Consider the following 22,110-nt stretch of genomic DNA (forward strand, 5'->3'; position numbering starts at 1 on the left):
TGGCAGGATATATTGTGGTGTAAACAAATTGACGCTTAGACAACTTAATAACACATTGCGGACGTTTTTAATGTACTGAATTCACATCCGTTTGATACTTGTCTAAAATTGGCTGATTTCGAGTGCATCTATGCATAAAAACAATCTAATGACAATTATTACCAAGCATCAATGAGATGATGTGTGTGTCTATGTGTAAATATTGCGCGGAGTCATTACAGTTATAATTATTTTACGAGTTATTTAAAGTTATAAATACATTTATATACCAAGATATATAGACTATTATAAAATATGAAAATTATATAAGTAATTCAATATTACAGAGAATAGATAGATAACATAATTTACTTCCTATGTCTGATATACGGGATTCTATAATAATATCACGGTACAGATTTTCCATCTTGCTCTATAACGTCGAGATGGGGGCAGTGGTGATCAACCCTGCGGGGAACGCCTTTGTTACGCCATTCCCAGAATGACATCTCATCCTCAGATCGGTCTGATATAACCCAGTCGGCAATCGCTGCTGCATTGCCGGGTATTCCATAGCCACGGCGAATGTACTTTCGTTCATCTGTCTCGCGTGGCATCGGTCTCCCTGTCCTGATGTTAATTGAAAATTCTGCTTTCTCGCCATTTTCCAGTTGAGCGGAGAAATCGTAGCATCTTGTTGCAGTTGCCAGCTTAAGGTGTGGACGCATCTTTCGCACTTCTGGATTGTCCTTCACATAATAGGCAAGGCGTACTGCGGCGTAATCTGCGTTGAAGGCTCTAACGATTTCCGGTTTGTCACAGAGGCCCAGCTGCTCAGGTTTTACCCTGGCCATCACAATGTGAACTGCGACCACTCTCATCGGCTGCCTGAGCATCGAATCGATCCAGATTTTGCCGCCTTCATAAAGGTCCTCGACGGCGATGTCGCTAAGATCGATCAGTTTTGCCAACCTCGGAAGTTCTTGAGGAAAAATCACCGGCATGAGCGCGACGGTTTCCCTCCAATCAGGCTCAGGGCTAACCTGTTTGACCGCGTCAAAGAACGCTTCGCCGCTGGAGTACTCGAAGGTGTAAAAGAGAAGGACCACACGTTGACGGTATTTCGGACGGCGGCTTAGCTAAGCAGTGATAATGTGGGCTTCAAAGTCGCGACCATCTAAAAAGAAGGTTGCGCCTGGATTGACGTCGAAAACCTTATCCAAAAGAGGCTCAAGAAAAGGGATGATGTCGTTTGTTACGGTGTATGATTCTGTGATCTCACCATTTGAAACCTCTCGAATGATCACCGGTATATTCTTAACATCTGCTGAATGGAGTTCTCGGATCAGTCTATCCGGTAACGTGGAAATCCGCCAGGTATTGAAGTCGTGAGACACAACGGGCAAATTGTCAGAAGTTAGTGTCGTATCCAATTCAGAAAGATTTCGCCGTTCCATCCCTCCGAGGGCAGTCAGTAATGAGGTTTCGGTACACTCCTGTACGCCCTTCCCCAAGTTGTACATGCCCCGGTGTTCTATGACTTGAAGGGGCAGTTGCTCTTCAAGGCGTTCAAGAAGGTGTGGTACCGAATGACGAGCAAGCACCTCGTCTGAAGTTACGCCTGCTGGGAGATCCCACTGGATTTCCCACCTGGGCCATCCTGTATCCTTCACTGGGAAGGGTTTGCGCTGACAGAGTACCTGAAAAAAACCGGTTAAAAACTCGGAATGAACCGGAAATCAAAAGAAAGAAAAAGATGAACCTACATCCATATTTCGAGAAAAGCGTGTGTTCGAAACGTCGGTTCGGGCTAGAGCAGGAGGGTACCGAATGATCGCAGCCGCACAGAAAGAGCGCGGTTTAGTTTGTTATAGCAAGCGCTACACAGGTCGTTTGCCCAGTTTAAATGTATAAGACAAGACTGCCAGCTGGAAGTTGAGGAATAGCGTCTTAAATTCATCATGATATAAGCATGCGCGGGAATCCCGCTCCTTTTTTGAAAGCTAAGGTCAGTGTCGGCCGCAATGGCAGTGGATACCAGAATTTTCAAATCGTACTGTTCGACGGGTCTGACTTCTTTCAATCTAGGCCGCCGAAAGTATTTCTTATATAGGAGCACGTTTATCATTTGATGTTAGTACAAACACGTTTTCGCTGTCGGCAGATGGAGGTGCATAATTATAAAAGGATGATGCCTATAAAGAAGAGACTAATATTATAATATCGGCTATTATGACTAAGGAAATTTCTTGAAATTATTGCGTTATGGTTGAATTATTATTCTAGAGGCCCTGTATTTTTGCCGACATTACTAATTTTTATTATCTGCGGCAGTGTATAGAAGCCTCATACTTTACGGACGCGCGCTCTGCAGTTAAAGTCGCTAGATTGGCAGGGGGACCTGGGAAGCACCTCCAAAGTGCAGAATGTACTACGAACGACCCGTGTTCGACATAGTCGATACCTGGGAGATAAGAGAACGGGAGGTACTTAAACCCGTCCTGAGCGTAGCTGAAGAAGATTACTGCTATTTCGTGCAGAACACGGTTGCCTCCGCGCAGCGCTCCTGGGTTGATTTAGTCGCCAATCTTTTTAACTCTCCAGATTCTGACATTGATGACGCGCTGAATCGCTTTGCAGACGCGCCCTGCTTGCATGGGCCGACACTCGAGCCGATGAACCTGATACTCAAAGGTTCTCCGATGTATGTTTATTGCTCGTTCGAAGAGATGAGAAGTTGTGCAACCAAACGATTCTATGAGGGCATTTCGAATCGCGGCGTGGTGATTTGCACAGTTCCACCCTATGCTGAGGGGGTAACGAGAGATGATATGAGTGTCTGGCAAAATCAGGCCTGTGTGAATACCTGCAGCGGGAAGAACGATTTGGATGCATACATCGCATTCTTGCCAACCAGTTCGCTTCAGGAGTCGAGCTATTGGCACACGAAGAATGGTATCTATAGTTTCTTGGCACCGTCGCAAACGGATGCCTTTTGCTGCGAAATACTTTGTGTGGGGCGGGCTCTTTTTGAAGATAGGAGCCGTAAAGAGAAACTCAGAAATTGTTTGTTGAAGCTTCTCAATTACCGTCTCAAGCTGTTATTTTGATGGCAAATGAGTTTACTGGCCCAATATCTGGGGCTGAAAGGGAGTGAAGTTAAAAGGTCCGAATATATCTAATGGCGCTTACGCTTGGTCGGCTTTTTGCCCGCGGATTCACTATAAATAAATTGTAATGTCAGATTTTCAATCTGCGTATTATGATCTGTACGCTGGGTGTTTATTTTATTGTATGTCTTTTGCATATGGATTTTTGTATTGCGTATAACGTTATGTAATCATAATGAGATGAGCAACGGCCCATAAACAAGACGCTTTTATGCTGATGCAATGACAGTTTCTCTTAGAGGAAGATGTAATGAGCTCCGTATATGTAAAGTAATAATAGAATCTTTTTAAAACGTGAATGACTGCCGTGATGCTTTTGTGTGAAGATACATTGTGCGGTGGTTTTTTTGGATCACGCGTTTTTCTCCCTCCAGGTGAAGTGGACCAACAAAATATTAAGCTCCTGAACGATCATTGAGGAGTCTCGAGCCAACGTGCATGAATAGTCTCCCCCAAAGTTTGGGAAAAAGGCTCAGGAAAAAGATCAGTACGAAGGCTATCCAGAAATGAATGTTGGCGAACCCAGCAAGAAAAGATTTTTTCGTCAGAAGCCAGTAACTCGAATTGCCCAGCACGAATAAAGTGCTTGGAAAACTTACGCCGGCGGTTGCGGTGAAAAGGCGCAACAGATCGTGCGAGCTTTGCGAATTATCCATAACGTCAACAGCGGCCCGCGCAGCTAACGGCACAAGATTGGCCGCCGCAATAAGGCCTGAATAGGCATCGGTTGGAAACGTAGAGAGGCATATCAGGCCAGCCATCGTCAGGATTGCTACTAGTATGCCTGCTTTGCCTCCCCGAGGATTGCGGTCTTTATCGTCGGCAATATGGCCGACCCACCGGAGAACCCTCAGGGCATCTTCATGGTCTTGTTTGTGGTAACCGATCTGAATACGGAGACGGTTACTCACCTCAAAGGTGTCGAGCCAGGAATAGATGATGGTGCTGGAATTCCTCAATCTTGTGTATTCAGAAGTGAAATCGGAACTCTGAGCTGTAGAAATCCTTTTCATCCGCAAGAAAGAGTATTTTAATAAATCCCGGATGTTCTTCCTGTTCTGCATCAGCATTTGCCACAGAATGCATAGTGACGCCTTCCATGCTACATCTTTGGCGGTGTGAAATGTGGTTCCCTCATGTTGGGGCATAGCAATGGCGAATAAGCCAAAAATTAAAACTGGCAATCCTCCGAGGAAGACTTCGCAAGCCAGGTGAGCGGCGAGCCTCGTGTCCGCCCAAGGATAATCAAAAATCGCAAGCACCATAAGCTGTGTTTGCAGAGTAATAGGCCCAGAGCGCAAGACGGCAACTTCCGCTCCAAGTGAGGCAGATACTATGTCGGGCAGGACAACCGCCAACTGCATTATGACCAACCAAAGCCAGAACAGACCCCTCTCCGAAAGGGGTAGGTGGCATTTTAGTTGCCACCTCATTTCTTGCGTTTGAATGGATTGCGCGCTGCGACGCAGGTACTTTTTAACTTCTTTGGGCAGGCTGGGGAGTTCAAGAATAACTCGAAAGGCGTCGTCTCTTTCCTTGCGCGCTTGAGTGGCCCAAGCGTTTCGCGTGGATAGGGGCATGCGCATGAGGATATCCGTCAAGCTGTTCTCCGAACTGGCGAATGGACGATAAGATTTGTCGGCAATATCTTCATCAGGAATGACGGCCGGTTCCGGTGCTGCTCTTAAAGCAAACGCATCTACATGGTCATGGGCCGCTGGCTGGTGCGTTGAACAAAAGACCTGCTGCATATGATGTGATACCATGCCTTCATCTTCTGGCAGTGGAGTGACGGAATGGCCTCGAATGCAGTCTGCTTCTTGGCCGACATCGGTTTCCTCAGTGATGTAAGAGTAAGGTCCTCCCAAGAAGGGTGAAGGGAGGATTTTTCTGACATGGAGGGAGTGAAGCCAGCTGCTTTTGAGCTTTCTTTCTATCGCCTCAACCGGAGTGTTCTGGTTCTCCATTGATAACTTGGCACAGCTTGAGGCATCCAGGGAATGCAAAAGCTCCTTTATTAATTGTGCTCGGATCCACCGAATAAAAATGCACCGCGTGGGTCTCGGTCCTGTTTTGGCCTATAAGTCAAAGCAGCGGCGTCGACTAGACGATAGTCAGTTGTTTTTTTAAAGGAAAACGAGTTTTCTATTCGAAAAGAAAATGTGCCGTTCGCCTAATAATGATGCCAATGACTTAATCTGTACGACGGATCGTGTAATATTATAGAGCCAAGTGCGATTCAATGAATTTCAATTGTTGGTATTTCAGCGAATTTGTATTTTTCCATTTGGAATGGTATAACAGCACGTTCATAACGTTAAAGGAAAGGGGAGGCATATACGCGGAATATTTAACTGTATCAATGAAATTGAAATATTCAATCTGGCACGCAGAACCCACATCAACAGTTTAACTCGACTCTCGGAAAGCCAGCTATCATTCGAAAATCTGTCGCTTCCTCTAGCGCCGCTGTGATTGTAGGGCGAAATGACAAACTGCGCGACGTTGCCTGAATGACTGGCTGTATGGCATGGGACGCGTTCTTGAAAGAGAGTCGCTAAGATAAACCTCTCCAACCCAACCGAAACATGGTTGCTTCCGTGTTTCGAACACAGCAGTTTCACCTCATTGGGAGACTTGTTGAGAGATTTTCAAATTTGTCGGCAGGTTCGATTGCTGACTATTGATTTACACGAAAGTGTGAAAAACAAGTCCTTATCGTGGCAGTTGGTATGATGTTCAGGAGCAACGCAATTCAAAAGTGGACCCAGGCTGTTTCACGGGTCCCATCGCGGTGCCCAAATATCTGAGTAGCATCAAAGCTCTGGTGACGGTCAAATGAATTCGTCGGTGTTCTGGGAACAAGCGTTTGAAAATGTTGATATGCTCCTTCCCACTTTGACAAGTGCGGCACGAGCGAAATAGTAACCTAATCTTTCATTATTGCGATGTTTGACAATCACTGGGCAGGTGAGTGTTATAATAGAGGGCCATTAGCCTTCGGCCATGCACACCTCACTAATGTCTTACAATCAAAATATGATACCCTCAGGGGATGATCGCCCCGTTTTTCCGACAATTGATTTGTTCGCAAACACCTCCCTGGAAGAACTTCAGCAGAGCCTATGCGCGGCGGTCGCAAATTATAGGGATTTCCTCACTCGAAAGATTCTCCCCTTCCAGCAATCGTGGGTTGTCCGAGTCCTTTCCGAATCCGGCCTAGACGAAGAGACTCTGCGCGCAATCAAAAGCTGTGTCTTCACGCCGTGTTGCAGCATTCCTGGCGCCGTCCAGCCAGATAGAATTTGCCAACATGACTCACCAATCTACATCTACACCTCCCTGAATTTATTATCGCAATACGTCGAAGGAAAAACCCTATTGCGGTGCTATCGCAAATTTGTGCTGGCTTCATCACTCCCACCATACCGAACGGATATTCCAGCAGAGGAGCTCAAGAACGTACTCAACAGTATCTTGCCAGGCGCCTATAGCATGCCGCATGCCGTAAGCTGCTTCGTGGCCATTTTGCCCAGTAAGAAATTCACGATCAGCATGTCCAAAATCACCACCCGTGGTGGCGCGGAGGAGCATTTTGTCGTTTTCAGTAGAGAAGAGAACGACATAATCCCATACGACATCGTCGCAGTGGGGAAGACGCTGTTCTCCCAGTCGGACGAGGAATTTGGTTTGCCAAATCTCAGCTTCGATGAACTACAGAACCTTATCAGCACTTAATCTGTTTTCTATTCATGGATAGAAAACAACCCTAGTGTATGGGATCAATATAACCATGCTAGTGCCACTGTGTATCTCCCGATGAGACATGTAATGATATGGATGCATGTTTCATGCAAGGATAAGAATGCGATAAAAATAATTTGATAAAAATAAGTCCGTGATGCTTTTCTGAAACATCTTTGAGGAAGTATTATTTATTGAACAGATTTTACACAAATTGAAAATTCATCCTGGTGAAACAGCGTATTTTTTTGACAGAATCGTAATGATTCGTGAGACAATGTGGGCCATCGTTTTCGGGCATCGAAAGCTGGCTTCGTCACGAGCCAAGCGAAGGCACAAGCCTCAATTTTGCGATGAGCCAGGGAGGCACGCTACGTGTCTGTCAGCAATTATAGGACTATGGTGGATGCTTTTTGACAATGTGGCGATAAGGATCACCTCGATAAGCTCGAAACCTGCTTTATGTCATTCACATGTCAATTATCGAAAAAACGGCCCTACGCTCATCCAATAGTTAAGTAACGGGTCCTGTTTGTAGTTTAACAGACAGAAATTCTGTTTCCAAAAGGTATTTCAACAGTAGAAATCCGTAAAATTACCATGATCACCTTCCCTGCACATGCGTTTTTCGATCGTGTCCACGGGAGTGGTGTAGCTGACGGCTGATGGCCGTGCTTTCCGACATGGGTCGGAGCGGATATCAGCGAGCCACAGCGGGCAGACTGATTTGGGGATCATCGCTCATTTGGGCCATGGTCTCAAGCGTCATATACCTGGCGCGTTGGACGGCCCACTCGTCGTTCTGTTCGAGCAGCAGTGCGCCAACGAGACGGACGATCGCTTCGTCGTTCGGAAAGATGCCGACGACCTCGGTGCGTCGCTTGATTTCGCCGTTGAGACGCTCAATTGGATTCGTCGAGTGCAGTTTTGCCCGGTGCTCTTTCGGGAAGGTCATGTAGGCGAGCACATCCTCTTCAGCATCGTCCATGATGGTGGCGAGCTTCGGCACTTTCGGTCTGATCTGATCGGCGACGCTGCGCCATTGAGCGCTTGCTGCCTCCGGCGTCTCCTGAGCAAATGCCGTTGCGATAAAGGCGGAGACGACCCGCCTGCCGCTCTTTCCAGCATGCGCGAGCACGTTCCTCATGAAGTGAACCCGGCACCTTTGCCAGGTGGCGTTGAGAACCTTGGTGACGGCCGCCTTGAGACCTTCATGGGCATCGGAGACGACGAGCTTGACGCCACGCAATCCTCGACGTGTCAGCCTGCGCAGAAACTCCGTCCAGATCGGTTCTGCCTCCGATGTACCGACCTCCATACCCAGGACCTCGCGCCGCCCGTCGTTGTTGACGCCGACAGCAATGATGACGGCGACGGAGACGATGCGACCGCCACGGCGGACTTTGAGATAGGTCGCATCCACCCAGACGTACGGCCACTCGCCCTCAATCGGCCTGTCGAGAAACGCCTTTACCTTGACGTCGATTTCTTCGCACAGCCGCGACACCTGGCTCTTGGAGATGCCCGACATGCCCATGGCTTTGACCAGATCGTCGACAGAACGGGTCGAGATTCCCTGGATATACGCTTCCTGGATAACCGCCGTCAGGGCCTTCTCTGCCATACGGCGCGGCTCGAGAAAGCTCGGAAAATAGCTTCCCTTGCGCAGCTTTGGAATGCGGAGTTCAACGGTTCCGGCCCGTGTCTCCCAATCGCGGTCACGGTAGCCGTTGCGTTGAGCAAGGCGCATCGGGTTCTTCTCGCCGAAGTCAGCACCGGTGGCTGAGCCGACCTCCAGCTCCATCAGCCGCTCGGCTGCAAAACCGATCATCTCGCGCAATAAATCTGCATCGGCGCTCTTCTCAACAAGCGAGCGCACGTTCATCATGTCATTGGTCATCGGTGGTCTTTCCGTCAGGTTGGTCTTCAACAACCCGACCCTAGCGGAAAACACTGATGGCCGCCCGCAAACCCAATCACCCGCTACAGCGCTATGAAAAGCGCGCGGCTGCTCGGCTTTGCTACCTCCCGCCACCTACACCACGTGCCGGGACACGATCCGTTTTTCAGCTATAAAGCAAGATTCAATCTCTGGGGCTCCAAAGAGCTCCGGATGCTTACACCCCGCATAAAGCTTAATGATGGTATATCAGCGTCCTGTTTTCACGGTGATTAGCCTGCTGCGGATCCGGAACCGCGAAGAGGCCAAGCTCGTGCTGATCGGAGCAGTCGTGGTTTATCGCAATTTTGTGGAACAAACCTTGGCTGATGCCCAAAAAAATTGGGTCAAGTCACTCGTACTCTACGACGATCCGGGTGATGCTGTGACCGGAATCCTGACATGGTTCAGCAGGTATGCATGCTTGCACGGACCGAGGTTGGGGCCGTTGGACACAATCGCCGTGAATGATAATCCGCTCTACATTTACTGTCCTCGCAGGAAGCTTGAGGAATATGCAAAAGAACGTATTGTGTCTTTTCATTCAGAGATCGGCTCGGTCGTGTGCTCCATGTCACCCTTCGATGCAGGCGTGACGCGTGAGAAGGTCCGCTATGGGCATAACCTGATATCCCCAGGGTCTTGCCTCCTTCCGGATGCTTTGGAAGCCTATGTCGCCTTTCTCCCGAGCAAGTCGTTTCTGAAATTGCCATATAGCGTTTATGAGGTTCACAATGATCGTTATGTTCATAAGTTCTTTGCGCTGCTCCCAGGATCCCGCTTTCATTTTGAAGTCGTAGCGGTTGGTTTGGCCTATCCCGCTGCTAAAAAAAGGCCTTCTGGTCTTGGAATTCTGCGTTGTTGCTTCACCGGAAAGACAAACACCTGCCTGTAAGAAACTAAGCGTTGGAATGAAGCCAGAAGGTCCGCATCGCCGTTTACCGGTTTATTGTGAAATATCTTTTAAGTTATGATAATCTGCTGTTGCACATCGGCAGCAGATCGTGGGCTATTGCCAGTATGTACTACGTTCTGTTTTCAAGCACTGTAGCATCTTTCTAAGCGAAATAAATTATCTCGTTTGTTTGTGTTTTTGAAACAAATATTCATACAGAACAGTGCGATATGTCGTAAAATAGTAAACATGCTGTTCAAAGTTCTTATCCCCAGGCAATTGCCTCGGATACCTATAGTTTTAAAAGAATACAATACATATAACGACATATACGTTTTGATGCCACACAAAGTCAATGAATAGCGGGAAATAGTCGTAAGCGAAAGTTATCTTGTGTGTGACGAACTGTGTAATTGGATGCAGGGTCTATTTAAAGCCTTTTGAGCGGATGAGGTGAAGACCATTTCTGCAAATAGATATGATGGTTCCACCACGTCCAGGCTTCGCTCCGCTTACTCTTGAATCTATTAATGACAGAATGGAAATGCATCTATTTTTGACCAGTGCATGCATCCTATATCATATCTATATCCGCGATAATCTCCTGATTTATCAGGAGATTTGGACGAAATACTGGCGGGGACGATTGGCAGAGAGCGCGCTAAAAAACGAAATTTCCGCGTTATTTCTTCGTCTCCCATTTCCTCGTCCGCCGACGCTTCAGTCCATCGCAGAGCAGGAGGTGATCTGTAAAGACGCGGCGCCAATCTATGTTTATTGTTCCCGGGAAGCTATGCTGAGTCATGTGCAGTCTAAGGATCTTTGCCAATTCGGAAGGGCGAACCTTCTCGCATGCACGTTAGCTCCTTACCGAACCGGAGTTACAATCGAAATGGTGCGATGTTTGTTCAAGCGTTTACACGATGGAAATCGCGTCGAAGCTGGAACCGGCGAAGAAGACTTGAGTCATTTTGTGGCCTTCCTTCCCACCACGGCTTTCCGGCGAGGGCCGCGGTTTTACCTGGGTGGCGAAAGTGTCCAATTCTTTCTACGAGAAGGAGGGTTGGAACTCCCTTGCCACATCATCGCGTTCGGTAGAGCGTTGTTCAGCGAAATACTAGCTGATGGCTCGTCCTGGGACTGGAAAAGCGTCGGGGAGAGTTCTCGTTTGAATCATGTTCGGGCCAGTGTCGAATTGTCACGCAACGTTCCAACGGCGGAGACAACTGATAATTGGGCCGAAGCGGCTTTAGGAGCCGACGCCGTGTACCCCGTGCGGCCTCCAAATCTGACCCCGACGCAAGATCATCCTTGCAAACCCTTGCTTTCGGGAAATCGAGTGCCGAATGAACGTCATAGACCTTGGAAGCGCTTCTTCAAGAAGCTCCGATCTGTTTCAAAGCATTTCTACTTTAATCGCTGAATCTGTATTAATTTGCTGTCTGGTTGTGCTTTCGCTTAAATAATTATCTATGTTCGAGTGCGGTCCTTGTGATGTTGTTGAAACAAATGTTTTATTGGCTGATATGGCCACCAATAAAAATTTTAAAATAGCGATCATGCTATATTGATAGAACATGGTTGTTTGCTACAGGTAATCAGATAGGTATTTAACAGGTATTATTTGTCGAACACAAACCCGATAATTTCGCAGTTCAATTATTGAATATCGAGAATCCGAGCGACTAAGTTTGAAGTGATTTCCCGAAATTATCGCATTTTTGAAAAAATCGTAAAGACAAATGGACGTGGCCAAGGGTCACCGAGTGCGGCGTGCCGCAAAAATAGAAATCTGGTCTCCAATTATGCCACTGCAATTTTCATTCGGCACCCTGCTAGGGGAAATTATCAATCGAGTACCCCATAGTTGGTGATCAATCCCATTGACTTTTTCATCTTGGCAGATGGTGACTCTGTTCAATCATTATTTTAGCTTGTTTGATTTTCTATGAAAGGCCCTCGGAATAATTATTTCCATAAGGTTCTAGTCGTTAAAGCTGTAGACAAAACTTAGGTCATCAGGGTTTTGATTTTCCCAGAGGCCTTCATTTTAATTAACTAAAATCCGTACTGTCTCAATACAAAAGGAAAATGATTAAATCAATAAAAACACTGAGGAGTAAAGGTTTTATTCATCATAATATTTAAAATTACACGGGAACAGACATAAAGAAAACATCAAGAGTTAATCAAACAGAGCACGCGACCCGCGCAACCTATATCTCCTCCGATTTCGTTTAACGCGTGGCTTCTTTCATACACAGCACCTCAATCTTTGGGACAAAAGCGTTGTTAGGACGCTCGATAGCCTGTCGAACAAGTTCAGCTATGTGCTCGGGCTGGATCTTACCATCATCCTCAATCTCATCAGTCCAAGCACTCATTTTTGTCGCCACATAGCCTGGGCATATTTCCATTGTTCTAACGCCGGACTCCCACCCAACATGCTGGGCTGTTTTCGTGAGACCTGAGAGGGCGTGTTTTGTCATGTTGTAACCAACGAACGAGTTCAGAACCCGCTGGCCTGACATGGAGTTGATATTGACGATCCGGCCAGATCCACTTTTCGCGAGCTGAGGCAGGCACAGCATGATCATCCTCAGCGGAGCCCCAGCGTTGATCTTCCACTGTCTCTCAAGCTGCTCATAGTCAATTCCCTCCGCAAGCGCTACCCGTGTTCCATCCCCAGCATTGTTAACAAGGCCATCTATCCTCCCAAATTTTATCATGGCCGTCGATACCCACTCCTCCATCGTTTGGAGGTCCTCAGCTTCAAAACGTGCGAAGTGAAGAGATTCATTCTGAAACCCAAAAGTGGCTTCCAGTTTTTCCACGCTACGCGCTCCTAAGCTCAAACGAAAACCACGCCGCATCAGGTTGTCGACGATGGCCTTGCCTATGCCTCCAGATGCACCAGTGACCAGAAACACCCCGCTGTCTCTAGTGTGGACGTTCCAAGATGAACCATCGAATTTGAAGTGGAGAACACACGCGTTACATCTTTGCATCGCGGTCAGCTCAACCCCGAGCAGTGTAGCAACTACTGAGAGTACACCGCCATGAGAAACGAAAAGAATATTCGACCGGCGGGCATGAGTCAGTGCTCCCGCCTCTCGAGCGGAAAAGAGTTCAGTTTTTTCACAATCAGGGTAATTTTCAACAAACATTTTCCGTGGACCGAGACCACCCTCATGCATGCCAAAGTGGCGCTCGCCACCAATGAGAATTATTGTAAATCTGGCGCGAAATAACAGAGATTTAACACGTCTAAAGTTATCTTCGAAATGTAGAAAATTACATATTCATTATAATGGACAACATACATCTCGAATAAAAAGATAGAATACGCGTGAACACATTGATATATCGAAATTAATAAACATATTGTTTCAATTACGAGACTTTTATTTTGACGTTTCTATATTAAGATCCAAGTGTGGACTTAGATGAGAAACTTCACGATCGATTCCTTGATTTCGCCATTCCCAGATAGCCATTTCATCTTCAGGTCGATCTGAGATTACCCAGTCCGCAATTGTTGCCGAATTTCCTGGTGTTCCTTTTCTCCAACGTATGTGTTTCCGCTCGTCTGTCTCATGACGTCGGGCCCTGCCTGTTTTAATGTCGATGGAGAACTCACCCCGCTCGCCGGAATCCAGGAGGGCTGCGAAGTCATAGCATCTAGTGACCGCAGCAAACTTCAGGTGAGGGCGTTTAGCTCTAATCATCGTATCCTCCTTGAGGTAATACGCGAGTCTCACTGCGGCTTGATCTGAATCGAAAGCCAACAAGACATCTTTATCGACAACTTGGCCCAGCAAATTTCTGGTCACCCCGGAGAAAACAACATGTGCCGCCACGATCCTCATGTCTTGCATTAGCATGGAATCAAACCAGGCTTTGCCTGCCAAATACAAATCATCGACTGTGGGTTCAGTAACTTGACGCAGACGGGCCAGTCGGCACAGTTCTTCAGGAAAAAGAGCGGGCATCAGGGAGATTGATTTCCTCCAAGCAGATGCGGGCTGGGCATTTAAAACTGCATCAACGAAGGCACCGCCGTGTGGGTATTCAAATGTATAGAAAAGTACAACAACTCTTTGATGGTATTCCGGCCGGTGGCTAAGCCAAGCCACAATCACGTGAGCATCGTAGTTCCTACCGTCTAGGAAAATGGTGGCATCTGGATTAGCCAAAAATACCTTGCTGAATATTTCAGTTAACAAAGGAATATGATCAATGGTTTCAAGATACTTGTCTTGTATTATCCCATTTGATACCTCTCGGATAATAACAGGTACATCCTTGATTTTTGACGAGTGAATTTCATTGAAAAGCTTATCTCCCAACTTTTCAGACACTCGCCAAGTGTTAAGATCATGAGAAACGATAGCTACATTATCTGAAGTTAAACAGACGTCCAACTCGCTCAGATTGCGTCCTCCTTGCCCGAGCGCGGCCAACAATGAGCTCGCGGTGCATTCTTGAATTCGTTTCCCTAAATTGAACATTCCTCTGTGCTCAATGACCTGTAAGGGCAGGTCTTCCTCGAGCCGTTCTAGAAGCCTTGGGACAGAATGGCGTGCGAGAACCTCGGGGGGAGTAACGTTTTCTGGTAGATCCCAATGGAGTGTCCAAGCCGGCCAAACGGTTCCTTCCACCTTGAGTGGCTTACGTTGACAAAGGACCTGCGCAAAAAAAACGGGAGGTTACGAAACGACATGGTGAGTAAAATATAAAGTACTCTTACATTCACAGCCATTTGCGAGCTAAAGCGAATTGCCGGGTGCACGGCGGGAATTGCAGCGATTTCGATCTAAAAGTGACAAGCAAAATTTGTCGTGGAGTATATAGATATTGCCAAATGGAGTACTTAAATAATGCACAAATGCTGACAGTTTTAGCTAATATTTTATTGTGGGGCATAACTTAGCTGGAATCACTCCACGGATAATCAGTCATTGTTATTTTCGGCGTCAATTTGTCGGCCACTATCCGATTAGTTGCGCAAATCTTCAAATTTTCGACCTCACATCACACCTTTGTCGGTGTTTTCAGCGAAAGGCAGGTCCCATTTTTGAAAAATCCTCCATCAAGATAAATAGTTTAATAGGGTAAAAGGACGAAATACTTCGGTGTTGAGATTCGACTCAATTAATTTCAAACCAATCCCGTGATTGATGCTATAGAGTCACCCAATATAAGGGGCACTGAAGCGCGTTTAATTATTGACTGTGACTGAAATTTACATTCAAAAATAAGTAACTAGTTCGATATGTATCACAGTCGACCGATATTCAACATTATCGGTAGCTCGAATATACAAGATCGGCGTCAACTTAAACTCGTCCTACGTCACACAGAGATTGCTTATCGCAGCTTTGCACAAGAGGATCTCATACCTGTTCGACGTTCCTGGATGAATTCCATCATTAATACTGATGTTCCCATTGATCCAGCTATAGATGAAGTGGTCAAGCGCTTTTGCGAAGTTGCTTGCTTGCCAGGCCCAGCAGGTATATGAACCGCGCCGGGTTTGCCGGAGGCTCCAACTTCTGAGAAAGTGGAGCCGATATGAGCAAGACAACAAACAAATTTTCACCGGAAGTCCGCGCCCGAGCCGTGCGGATGGTTTTGGATCACCAAGGCGAATATTCCTCGCGATGGGCAGCGGTTTCCTCGATCTCCGCCAAGATCGGCTGCACGGCGCAGACGCTCAATGAATGGGTAAAGAAGGCAGAAGTGGAGGATGGTTCCCGGCCCGGGCTCCCAAGCGAAGTGGCCGAGAGGATGAAGGCTCTGGAGCGGGAGAACCGCGAGCTTCGGCAGGCCAACGAGATACTGCGCAAGGCGTCTGCTTATTTCGCGATGGCGGAGCTCGACCGCCCGTTGAAGCGATGATCTCGTTCATTGACGAACACCGTGGCGTGTTCGGGGTCGAGCCGATCTGCAGACTGCTGCCGATTGCCCCGTCAACCTACTACGAGAACGTTGCCAAACGCCTGGACGTGGACCGGTTGTCGGTCCGCGCCCGCAGCGACATTGCATTGAAGATCGAGATACGCCGTGTGTTCGAGGCGAACTTCCGCGTCTACGGCGTGCGCAAGATCTGGCGGCAATTGAAGCGGGAAGGCATCGATATCGCCCGCTGCACCGTCGCCCGGCTCATGCGATCGATGGGACTTCAGGGTATCATCCGGGGCAAGCCGATCCGCACGACGATCCCGGACAAGACGGCTCCCAGCCCGCTCGATCGGGTGAACCGCCAGTTCAAGGCTCCCGCGCCGAACAGGCTCTGGGTTTCGGATTTCACCTATGTCGCCACCTGGCAAGGCTTCGTCTACGTGGCCTTCGTCATCGACGCCTTCGCCCGCCGGATTGTCGGCTGGCGGGTGAGTCGAACGGCGCACGCCGGGTTCGTACTCGATGCTTTGGAACAGGCGCTTCATGAGCGGCGTCCCATTCATGGCGGCGGCCTTGTCCATCACAGCGATCGCGGTGTCCAATACGTCTCGATCAAGTATTCGGAGCGACTGGCCGAGGCGGGCATCGAGCCTTCCGTCGGAAGTGTCGGTGACTCTTACGACAATGCACTCGCCGAAACGATCAACGGTCTCTACAAGGCCGAGGTCATTCATCGGCGCGGACCATGGCGGAGTTTCGAAGCGGTTGAATTCGCCACCCTCGAATGGGCCGATTGGTTCAACCATCGACGGCTTCTGGAGCCCATCGGAAACATCCCGCCAGCCGAAGCCGAGGAGCAGCACTACGCCATGCTGGACGAACCAGCCATGGCCGCATAACTTAAACCAAATAGCCTCCGGCAAACCCGGCGCGGTTCATATACCCCTGAATATTATACTAAAAGATTCTCTAATGTACGTTTATTGTTCGTTTCAAGAAATGCGAAGGTATGCATGCGAGCGATTTTATGAGGGCTTTTCCGGCAAAGGCGTGGTCATCTCCACCGTTCCACCCTATGCCCAAGGATTAACAAAAGAAACTATGAGGTGGTGGCAGAACGAGGTCTGTCAAATTACAAACAATGAAAAAAATGACTTGGATGCTTATATTGCTTTCCTTCCGAATACTTCGCTTCAGAACACAAGTTTCTCGCACGTGAAGATCGGCGGCGATACCTTCCTGGCGCCATCCCGGGCTGACCCTTTCTGTGTTGAAATAGTCGCGGTCGGCAAAGCTCTCTTTCAGGATAACGGGCTGAAAAAGGCACCCAAGGCGGGGTGGACAATGGCTCTCACCTCCTTGTTGAAGCGCTTGGTCTAATACGCACATCTGTGTGTGAGCGGGAATGAAGCAACAGTGTCCGATCGTAACGAAATGTGTCAAGTCTATGTAATGATAATAAGATGATGTAGCCTGCATGCAGATAATCAGTGTATTTCCAATATGTACTTTAATTACCGATGTCGTATCGTTGTGTGCTTTATGAATAATAAATTATTTACCATAGATGTATCTGATTAATATTTTGGTCTCGAGTCGCAGTATAACTTTTGAGCCGTTCTATCAATCAAAGCAAATTAAAGGTGCAGCCTATGTAAATTGCTAATTTAATTTTGCTTTAGAATCTAATTTACCACTGAATTATAATATAATGCTTATTCTAAGCTGTGAGAAGGATTAACTAAAAATTTTATATATCGATTTTTATTATATCAAGCAGATGTTTCGATCTTGGTGGCGACACAGACGCGCTGAGTATTCTATGAATTTCAAGAATAATTATAAATGAAGCGCAGATTTATTAGACAATAATTGGCGTGGTAAACAGCTAGTTCGGCACATCTGAGAAAGAACGAAAATTTATGGCTTTTTCTAATGCTGCCCCGATTGCTAACAGACGGTGGTCTGAACCCGCTAATCCATCAATTTCCATTCCAACAGGCAAGCGATCAGGTGTAAGGCCAACAGGAAGGCTCAACCCAGGTAGGCCTGCGTTGCTGCTTGGATCCACGTTTCGCACGTAGATCTTGAAAGTGTTCACCATTGAGCCATTGTGGATGACTGAGGAATCCTGACCTATGGCTTTGGCCGCCAAGGGTGCAGTTGGGAAGAGAATTGCATCTAACCGATAGAGTCTGAAGTAGTTGCGATAAGCGGCTTGGAGCCTTGGCCTGAAGGAGTGACGCGCCAGTTCATATTCAGCGTTGGAAATTTGATGTCCCTCAATTTGTGCGTTGACAATGTCCGCTACATCGGGACTACGAATTTCTTTGATAACGTCAGAAAAAGAAACTGTTCCCACAAACTCGTCGAGATACTGTTTTAGAGCGTGTGGAAATTCATAAAGTGCAATTGGCAAGCTGGCCCCGTTGTTCAGATCCTCCAGGTGGGGAATATTGGCTTCAACGAAGGTTACGCCTCTGTTGGCTAGCAAGCGAATCGTCGTTTCAGCTGCCAAGGCCACATCAGCATCAAGGTCACCGTAAAAGTAGGTAGTGGGGAGGCCGATCCGAAGCCCCTTCAGTGGCACGGGCGGAATTCTCGCCGGCCTTCGGGATATCACCTGGTCGAGAATTACAACATCGGCTACGCACTGCGCTATGATTCCGGCGGTGTCTCGGGTCGGACTAACCGGTATTATCCGATCTCCCGGATATCGACCAAGTGTCGGTCGAAATCCTACTACGCCACACAGGGCTGCGGGTAGGCGAACAGATGCACCGGTATCGGTGCCTATGCCGCCCAACATCAATCGGCTTGCCACCGCAGCAGCCACACCACCGCTTGAGCCTCCTGGTATCAGACCTGGATTCCACGGGTTCCGCACCGCCCCGGTGGCATAGTTGTTGCTCGTAATTCCAAACGATAACTCATGCATGTTTCCCGAAGCACCCGGCAGGGCTCCAGCTGAAAAAAGTCTTTCTGCGACGCGGGATGGTATCTTTGGCAAGTGGTTTATCAGTGCCGGCGTAGCAGCGCTGGTAGGAAATATGCCGGTCGCGATGTTCGCCTTAAAACAGAGTGGAATGCCGCAAAGACCTACTCCGGCGTTTCCATGGCGATCAATTTTTTTGGCGCTTCGCCGCAAGCCATCCCAGTCTGTAGCCAGAAGGGCATTCAATGCTTTTGCAGCTTCACAACGCGCGATTAGAGTTTCTACTAGTTCTAAGCATGAGTAGTCTTTCCGTCTTAGGCGTTCTAGGGTTTGTGCTAACGAGGTAATGGGCACCATCTTTCTGGATTGGGGATTTTAAGCCCATTTCAGATCAAATAAATATACCGCGCTTGGGCCCAAATTGCGCGATTATTGGAGGGAATTTCCCAATCACGGCGTATGATCCGAATTATTGGAGGTATTAAGGGCACTTTTTCAAACGGAAACAGTATTGTATCAATCAATATTCAACCTGATTGAGCGGCGAGTTGGACCCGCGTGAATATTCTATTGAAAAACGCCAAAATTGTCGCTTTCCATTGGGATGTCAATGCACAGTATGTTCCCCGATTTTCAACTTAAATAGAAACGGTTGATGTCTTTAGTTATCTACACAAAGACCAATCTTCCCTAGCAATGTCAGCCTCATCTCTTTTTGATAAACAATGCGATCATTTCTCTACCAAAATTGTGGATCTGATAATGGTCGACAAGCCTGATGAATTGGACCGCCGCGTTGCCGCAGCCTTCTCAGAACGAGAAGCTTCGAGGGAAAGAAGAATTACTCAAATTTCCGGCGAGTGCCGCGCTGGGTTAGCTTGCAAAAGGCTGGCCGACGGTCGCTTTCCGGAGATCTCAGCCGGTCAGAGGGTCGCAGTCCTCTCCGCTTACATCTATGTTGGCGAGGAAATTCTGAGGTGGATACTCGAACCAGAAGCTTCGGTGCGAACAAGAGTGAGTGGTCTCGTTGCCATCGACCTTGCACCATCTTGCATGGATATCTCCAGAGCTCAACTTCTCCAAACCATGAATTTGCTGAGTGGTAAAAGATGTGCACCCAGCGACCTTAGTCATTTCGTGGCCATTTCAATCTCTGAGACTGCCCGCTCCCGAACCCTGCAAATGGCGCCGTACGAAGAAGGCTCGTTGAAAAGCGTTACCGGGTTTACCGTAATCATTGAAGAGGCAGTACCATTTGACATGGTAGCTTATGGTCGAAACCTGATGCTGAAGGCTTCGGCAGGGTCCTTTCCAACGATCGACTTGCTCTACGACTACAGATTGTTTCTCGACAAATGTTCAGATAGTGGGCGGATCGGCTTCTTTCCAGAAGATGTTCCCAGGCCAAAAGTAGCGGTCATTGGGGCTGGCATTTCCGGGCTCGTGGTGGCAAGCGAACTGCTTCATGCTGGCGTAGACGATGTTACAATATATGAAGCAGGTGATCGGGTTGGAGGCAAGCTTTGGTCACATGCTTTCAAGGACGCTCCGAGCGTCGTGGCCGAAATGGGGGCGATGCGATTTCCTCCTGCTGCATCGTGCTTGTTTTTCTTCCTCGAGCGGTACGGTCTGTCTTCGATGAGGCCGTTCCCAAATCCCGGCACAGTCGACACTGACTTGGTCTACGAGGGTTGCCGATACATGTGGAAAGCCGGGCAGCAGCCACCGAAGTTGTTCCATCGCGTTTATAGCGGGTGGCATGCGTTCTTGAAGGACGGTTTCCTTGAGGGAGATATTGTGTTGGCTTCGCCTGATGCTATCACTGAGGCCTTGAAATTAGGGGACATTAGGCGGGCTCATGACGCCTGGCAAATTTGGCTGAACCGTTTCGGGAGGGAGTCGTTCTCTTCAGCGATAGAGAGGATCTTTCTGGGCACGCATCCTCCCGGTGGTGAAACATGGAGTTTCCCTCATGATTGGGACCTATTCAAGCTAATGGGAATAGGATCTGGCGGGTTTGGTCCAGTTTTTGAAAGCGGGTTTATTGAGATCCTTCGCTTGGTCATAAACGGATATGAAGAAAATCAGCGGATGTGCTCTGAAGGAATCTCAGAACTTCCACGTCGGATCGCCTCTCAAGTGGTTAATGGCGTGTCTGTAAGCCAGCGTATACGCCATGTTCAAGTCAGGGCGGTTGAGAAGGAAAAGACAAAAATAAAGATAAGGCTTAAGAGCGGGATATCTGAACTTTATGATAAGGTGGTGGTTACATCTGGACTCGCAAATATCCAACTCAGGCATCGTCTGACATCCGATACCACCATTTTTCGTGCACCAGTGAACCAAGCCGTTGATAACAGCCACATGACGGGCTCTTCAAAATTGTTCCTGCTGACTGAACGTAAATTTTGGTTTGACCATATGCTCCCGTCCTGTGTCCTCATGGACGGGGTCGCAAAAGCAGTGTATTGTCTGGACTATGAGCCGCAGGATCCGAACGGTAAAGGTGTGGTGCTCATCAGTTATACATGGGAGGACGACTCCCACAAGCTATTGGCGATCCCCGACAAAAAAGAGCGATTATGTCTGCTACGGGACGCAATTTCGAAATCGTTCCCGGCGTTTGCCCGGCATTTAGTTCCCGCTTGCGCTGATTACGACCAAAATGTTGTTCAACATGATTGGCTTACAGACGAGAATGCCGGCGGAGCTTTCAAACTCAACCGGCGTGGCGAGGATTTTTATTCTGAAGAACTTTTCTTTCAAGCGCTGGACATGACTAATGATACTGGAGTTTACTTGGCGGGTTGCAGTTGTTCCTTTACCGGTGGATGGGTGGAGGGCGCTATTCAGACCGCGTGTAATGCCGTCTGTGCAATTATCCACAATTGTGGAGGTGTTTTAGCAAAGGACAATCCTCTCGAACACTCTTGGAGGAGATATAACTACCGCAATAGAAATTAATCTGCGTATCCTGTTACAAGTATTGCACGTTTTATAAATTGCTATTAATGAATATTGATGTTTAACAACGAATATGATGGTGTAAATAAAATTTCTGTAATTCTATTAACCTCCATTATGTTGAGGTGCGCAGTAATATGTTGAGGTATAGTTAAAATATCAACTGTCGCGTTTATTGAATGGTAATATTATTCCAACGGTAGAATATCTTTGATTTTGTCACAATGACAACGACTGCAAGAAGTAAATAATAGACACCGTTGTTAAGGAATTGCTATCACATGTGCCTAACAATATGGACATATTTAAGTCAAATATGAAATAGTCGCCCTTATTTTGACGTCTCACCTAATCAACTATTACAAACGATTTCACTCTCTCGCCAGCAATGATGATAATCAGCGCAGACAAGTGGCAGTAAAGCGCGGAAAAACGTCCTCAAGTGGCATGAATAGCTGCCTCTATAGTGCTGATTTAGTCAGCCTTATTTTGACTTAAAGGCGCCTTCGTTGGTGACAAATTGCTTTCAAGGAAACAGCCGTGCCCCACACTTTGTTGAAAAACAAGTTGCCCTTTGGAG

The 22,110-nt window shown here is 47.6% G+C and carries 15 protein-coding genes and 1 other annotated feature; of the genes, 8 read left to right on the forward strand and 7 right to left on the reverse strand.

Features of this window, described 5'->3' with window-relative positions:
- Positions 1-386 precede the first annotated feature (386 nt).
- The gene (locus NCHU2750_RS31020; protein WP_234887914.1) at positions 387-1,088 is read right to left on the reverse strand and encodes a hypothetical protein; all 702 of its coding nucleotides are present in this window, start codon (positions 1,086-1,088) and stop codon (positions 387-389) included.
- Positions 1,089-1,118: 30 nt separating this feature from the next.
- Positions 1,119-1,502: a glycerophosphodiester phosphodiesterase family protein gene (locus NCHU2750_RS31025; protein ID WP_234903674.1), complete on the reverse strand. Its 384-nt coding sequence runs from the start codon at positions 1,500-1,502 to the stop codon at positions 1,119-1,121.
- 921 nt (positions 1,503-2,423) lie between these two features.
- On the opposite strand from NCHU2750_RS31025, the gene NCHU2750_RS28010 reads away from it, so the two are divergent.
- Entirely contained in the window at positions 2,424-3,089 is a 666-nt protein-coding gene (locus NCHU2750_RS28010) for a RolB family protein (RefSeq protein WP_233283094.1), read from the forward strand.
- 455 nt (positions 3,090-3,544) lie between these two features.
- Here the strand turns inward: NCHU2750_RS28010 and NCHU2750_RS28015 are convergent, their stop codons facing one another.
- The gene (locus tag NCHU2750_RS28015; protein WP_045231702.1) at positions 3,545-5,116 is read right to left on the reverse strand and encodes a hypothetical protein; all 1,572 of its coding nucleotides are present in this window, start codon (positions 5,114-5,116) and stop codon (positions 3,545-3,547) included.
- 1,054 nt (positions 5,117-6,170) lie between these two features.
- Here NCHU2750_RS28015 and NCHU2750_RS28020 point away from each other — a divergent pair.
- Positions 6,171-6,887 carry a RolB family protein gene (locus NCHU2750_RS28020; RefSeq protein ID WP_045231701.1) on the forward strand — a complete coding sequence of 239 codons (717 nt, stop codon included), beginning with the start codon at positions 6,171-6,173 and terminating at the stop codon, positions 6,885-6,887.
- A gap of 706 nt (positions 6,888-7,593) precedes the next feature.
- Here NCHU2750_RS28020 and NCHU2750_RS28030 read toward each other — a convergent pair.
- Positions 7,594-8,793 (reverse strand): IS256 family transposase, encoded by a 1,200-nt coding sequence (locus NCHU2750_RS28030; protein ID WP_042477839.1) that lies wholly within the window; start codon positions 8,791-8,793, stop codon positions 7,594-7,596.
- Between the two features lie 238 nt (positions 8,794-9,031).
- Between NCHU2750_RS28030 and NCHU2750_RS28035 the strand changes: the two genes are divergently transcribed.
- Both NCHU2750_RS28035 and NCHU2750_RS28040 read left to right on the forward strand, forming a co-directional pair.
- Entirely contained in the window at positions 9,032-9,727 is a 696-nt protein-coding gene (locus tag NCHU2750_RS28035; RefSeq protein WP_010974818.1) for a RolB family protein, read from the forward strand.
- Between the two features lie 481 nt (positions 9,728-10,208).
- Positions 10,209-11,150 carry a RolB family protein gene (locus NCHU2750_RS28040; RefSeq protein ID WP_256377721.1) on the forward strand — a complete coding sequence of 314 codons (942 nt, stop codon included), beginning with the start codon at positions 10,209-10,211 and terminating at the stop codon, positions 11,148-11,150.
- Between the two features lie 814 nt (positions 11,151-11,964).
- Here NCHU2750_RS28040 and NCHU2750_RS28045 read toward each other — a convergent pair.
- Positions 11,965-12,735, reverse strand: coding sequence for an SDR family NAD(P)-dependent oxidoreductase (locus NCHU2750_RS28045; RefSeq protein ID WP_236762012.1), 771 nt, complete (start codon positions 12,733-12,735; stop codon positions 11,965-11,967).
- A gap of 396 nt (positions 12,736-13,131) precedes the next feature.
- On the reverse strand, positions 13,132-14,388 hold the full coding sequence (locus NCHU2750_RS28050; RefSeq protein ID WP_065687546.1) for a glycerophosphodiester phosphodiesterase family protein: 1,257 nt from the start codon (positions 14,386-14,388) through the stop codon (positions 13,132-13,134).
- 614 nt (positions 14,389-15,002) lie between these two features.
- Between NCHU2750_RS28050 and NCHU2750_RS28055 the strand changes: the two genes are divergently transcribed.
- From NCHU2750_RS28055 to NCHU2750_RS28065, 3 genes are all read left to right on the forward strand, one after another.
- The gene (locus tag NCHU2750_RS28055) at positions 15,003-15,251 is read left to right on the forward strand and encodes a RolB family protein (protein ID WP_234887912.1); all 249 of its coding nucleotides are present in this window, start codon (positions 15,003-15,005) and stop codon (positions 15,249-15,251) included.
- 50 nt (positions 15,252-15,301) lie between these two features.
- Positions 15,302-16,530, forward strand: a protein-coding gene (locus NCHU2750_RS28060) for an IS3 family transposase (protein ID WP_119945096.1) whose coding sequence is annotated in 2 segments (ribosomal slippage) — positions 15,302-15,596 and positions 15,596-16,530 — 1,230 coding nt in all. Because the reading frame shifts where the segments join, the coding sequence is not laid out codon by codon here.
- Positions 15,583-15,699 (forward strand) — a sequence feature (AL1L pseudoknot). It overlaps the preceding gene by 117 nt.
- A 10-nt stretch (positions 16,531-16,540) precedes the next feature.
- The gene (locus NCHU2750_RS28065; protein WP_247644996.1) at positions 16,541-17,011 is read left to right on the forward strand and encodes a RolB family protein; all 471 of its coding nucleotides are present in this window, start codon (positions 16,541-16,543) and stop codon (positions 17,009-17,011) included.
- A 508-nt stretch (positions 17,012-17,519) separates the two neighbouring features.
- Here the strand turns inward: NCHU2750_RS28065 and iaaH are convergent.
- Entirely contained in the window at positions 17,520-18,923 is a 1,404-nt protein-coding gene (iaaH, locus tag NCHU2750_RS28070; RefSeq protein ID WP_045231698.1) for an indoleacetamide hydrolase, read from the reverse strand.
- Positions 18,924-19,262: 339 nt separating this feature from the next.
- Here iaaH and NCHU2750_RS28075 point away from each other — a divergent pair, with 339 nt between their 5' ends.
- On the forward strand, positions 19,263-21,530 hold the full coding sequence (locus NCHU2750_RS28075) for an FAD-dependent oxidoreductase (RefSeq protein WP_045231697.1): 2,268 nt from the start codon (positions 19,263-19,265) through the stop codon (positions 21,528-21,530).
- The last annotated feature ends 580 nt before the right edge of the window (positions 21,531-22,110 follow it).

Origin of the sequence: Neorhizobium sp. NCHU2750 (assembly GCF_003597675.1) — a bacterium.
Taxonomy (GTDB): Bacteria; Pseudomonadota; Alphaproteobacteria; order Rhizobiales; family Rhizobiaceae; genus Neorhizobium.

Coding starts and splice junctions, on each gene's coding strand:
- NCHU2750_RS28035 (WP_010974818.1), top strand. CDS start 9,032: ATGATGGTATATCAGCGTCCTGTTTTCACGGTGATTAGCCTGCTGCGG.
- NCHU2750_RS28055 (WP_234887912.1), top strand. CDS start 15,003: ATGTATCACAGTCGACCGATATTCAACATTATCGGTAGCTCGAATATA.
- iaaH (WP_045231698.1), bottom strand. CDS start 18,923: ATGGTGCCCATTACCTCGTTAGCACAAACCCTAGAACGCCTAAGACGG.
- NCHU2750_RS28040 (WP_256377721.1), top strand. CDS start 10,209: ATGGTTCCACCACGTCCAGGCTTCGCTCCGCTTACTCTTGAATCTATT.
- NCHU2750_RS31025 (WP_234903674.1), bottom strand. CDS start 1,502: ATGTACAACTTGGGGAAGGGCGTACAGGAGTGTACCGAAACCTCATTA.
- NCHU2750_RS28020 (WP_045231701.1), top strand. CDS start 6,171: ATGTCTTACAATCAAAATATGATACCCTCAGGGGATGATCGCCCCGTT.
- NCHU2750_RS28075 (WP_045231697.1), top strand. CDS start 19,263: ATGTCAGCCTCATCTCTTTTTGATAAACAATGCGATCATTTCTCTACC.
- NCHU2750_RS28045 (WP_236762012.1), bottom strand. CDS start 12,735: ATGCAAAGATGTAACGCGTGTGTTCTCCACTTCAAATTCGATGGTTCA.
- NCHU2750_RS28030 (WP_042477839.1), bottom strand. CDS start 8,793: ATGACCAATGACATGATGAACGTGCGCTCGCTTGTTGAGAAGAGCGCC.
- NCHU2750_RS28015 (WP_045231702.1), bottom strand. CDS start 5,116: ATGGAGAACCAGAACACTCCGGTTGAGGCGATAGAAAGAAAGCTCAAA.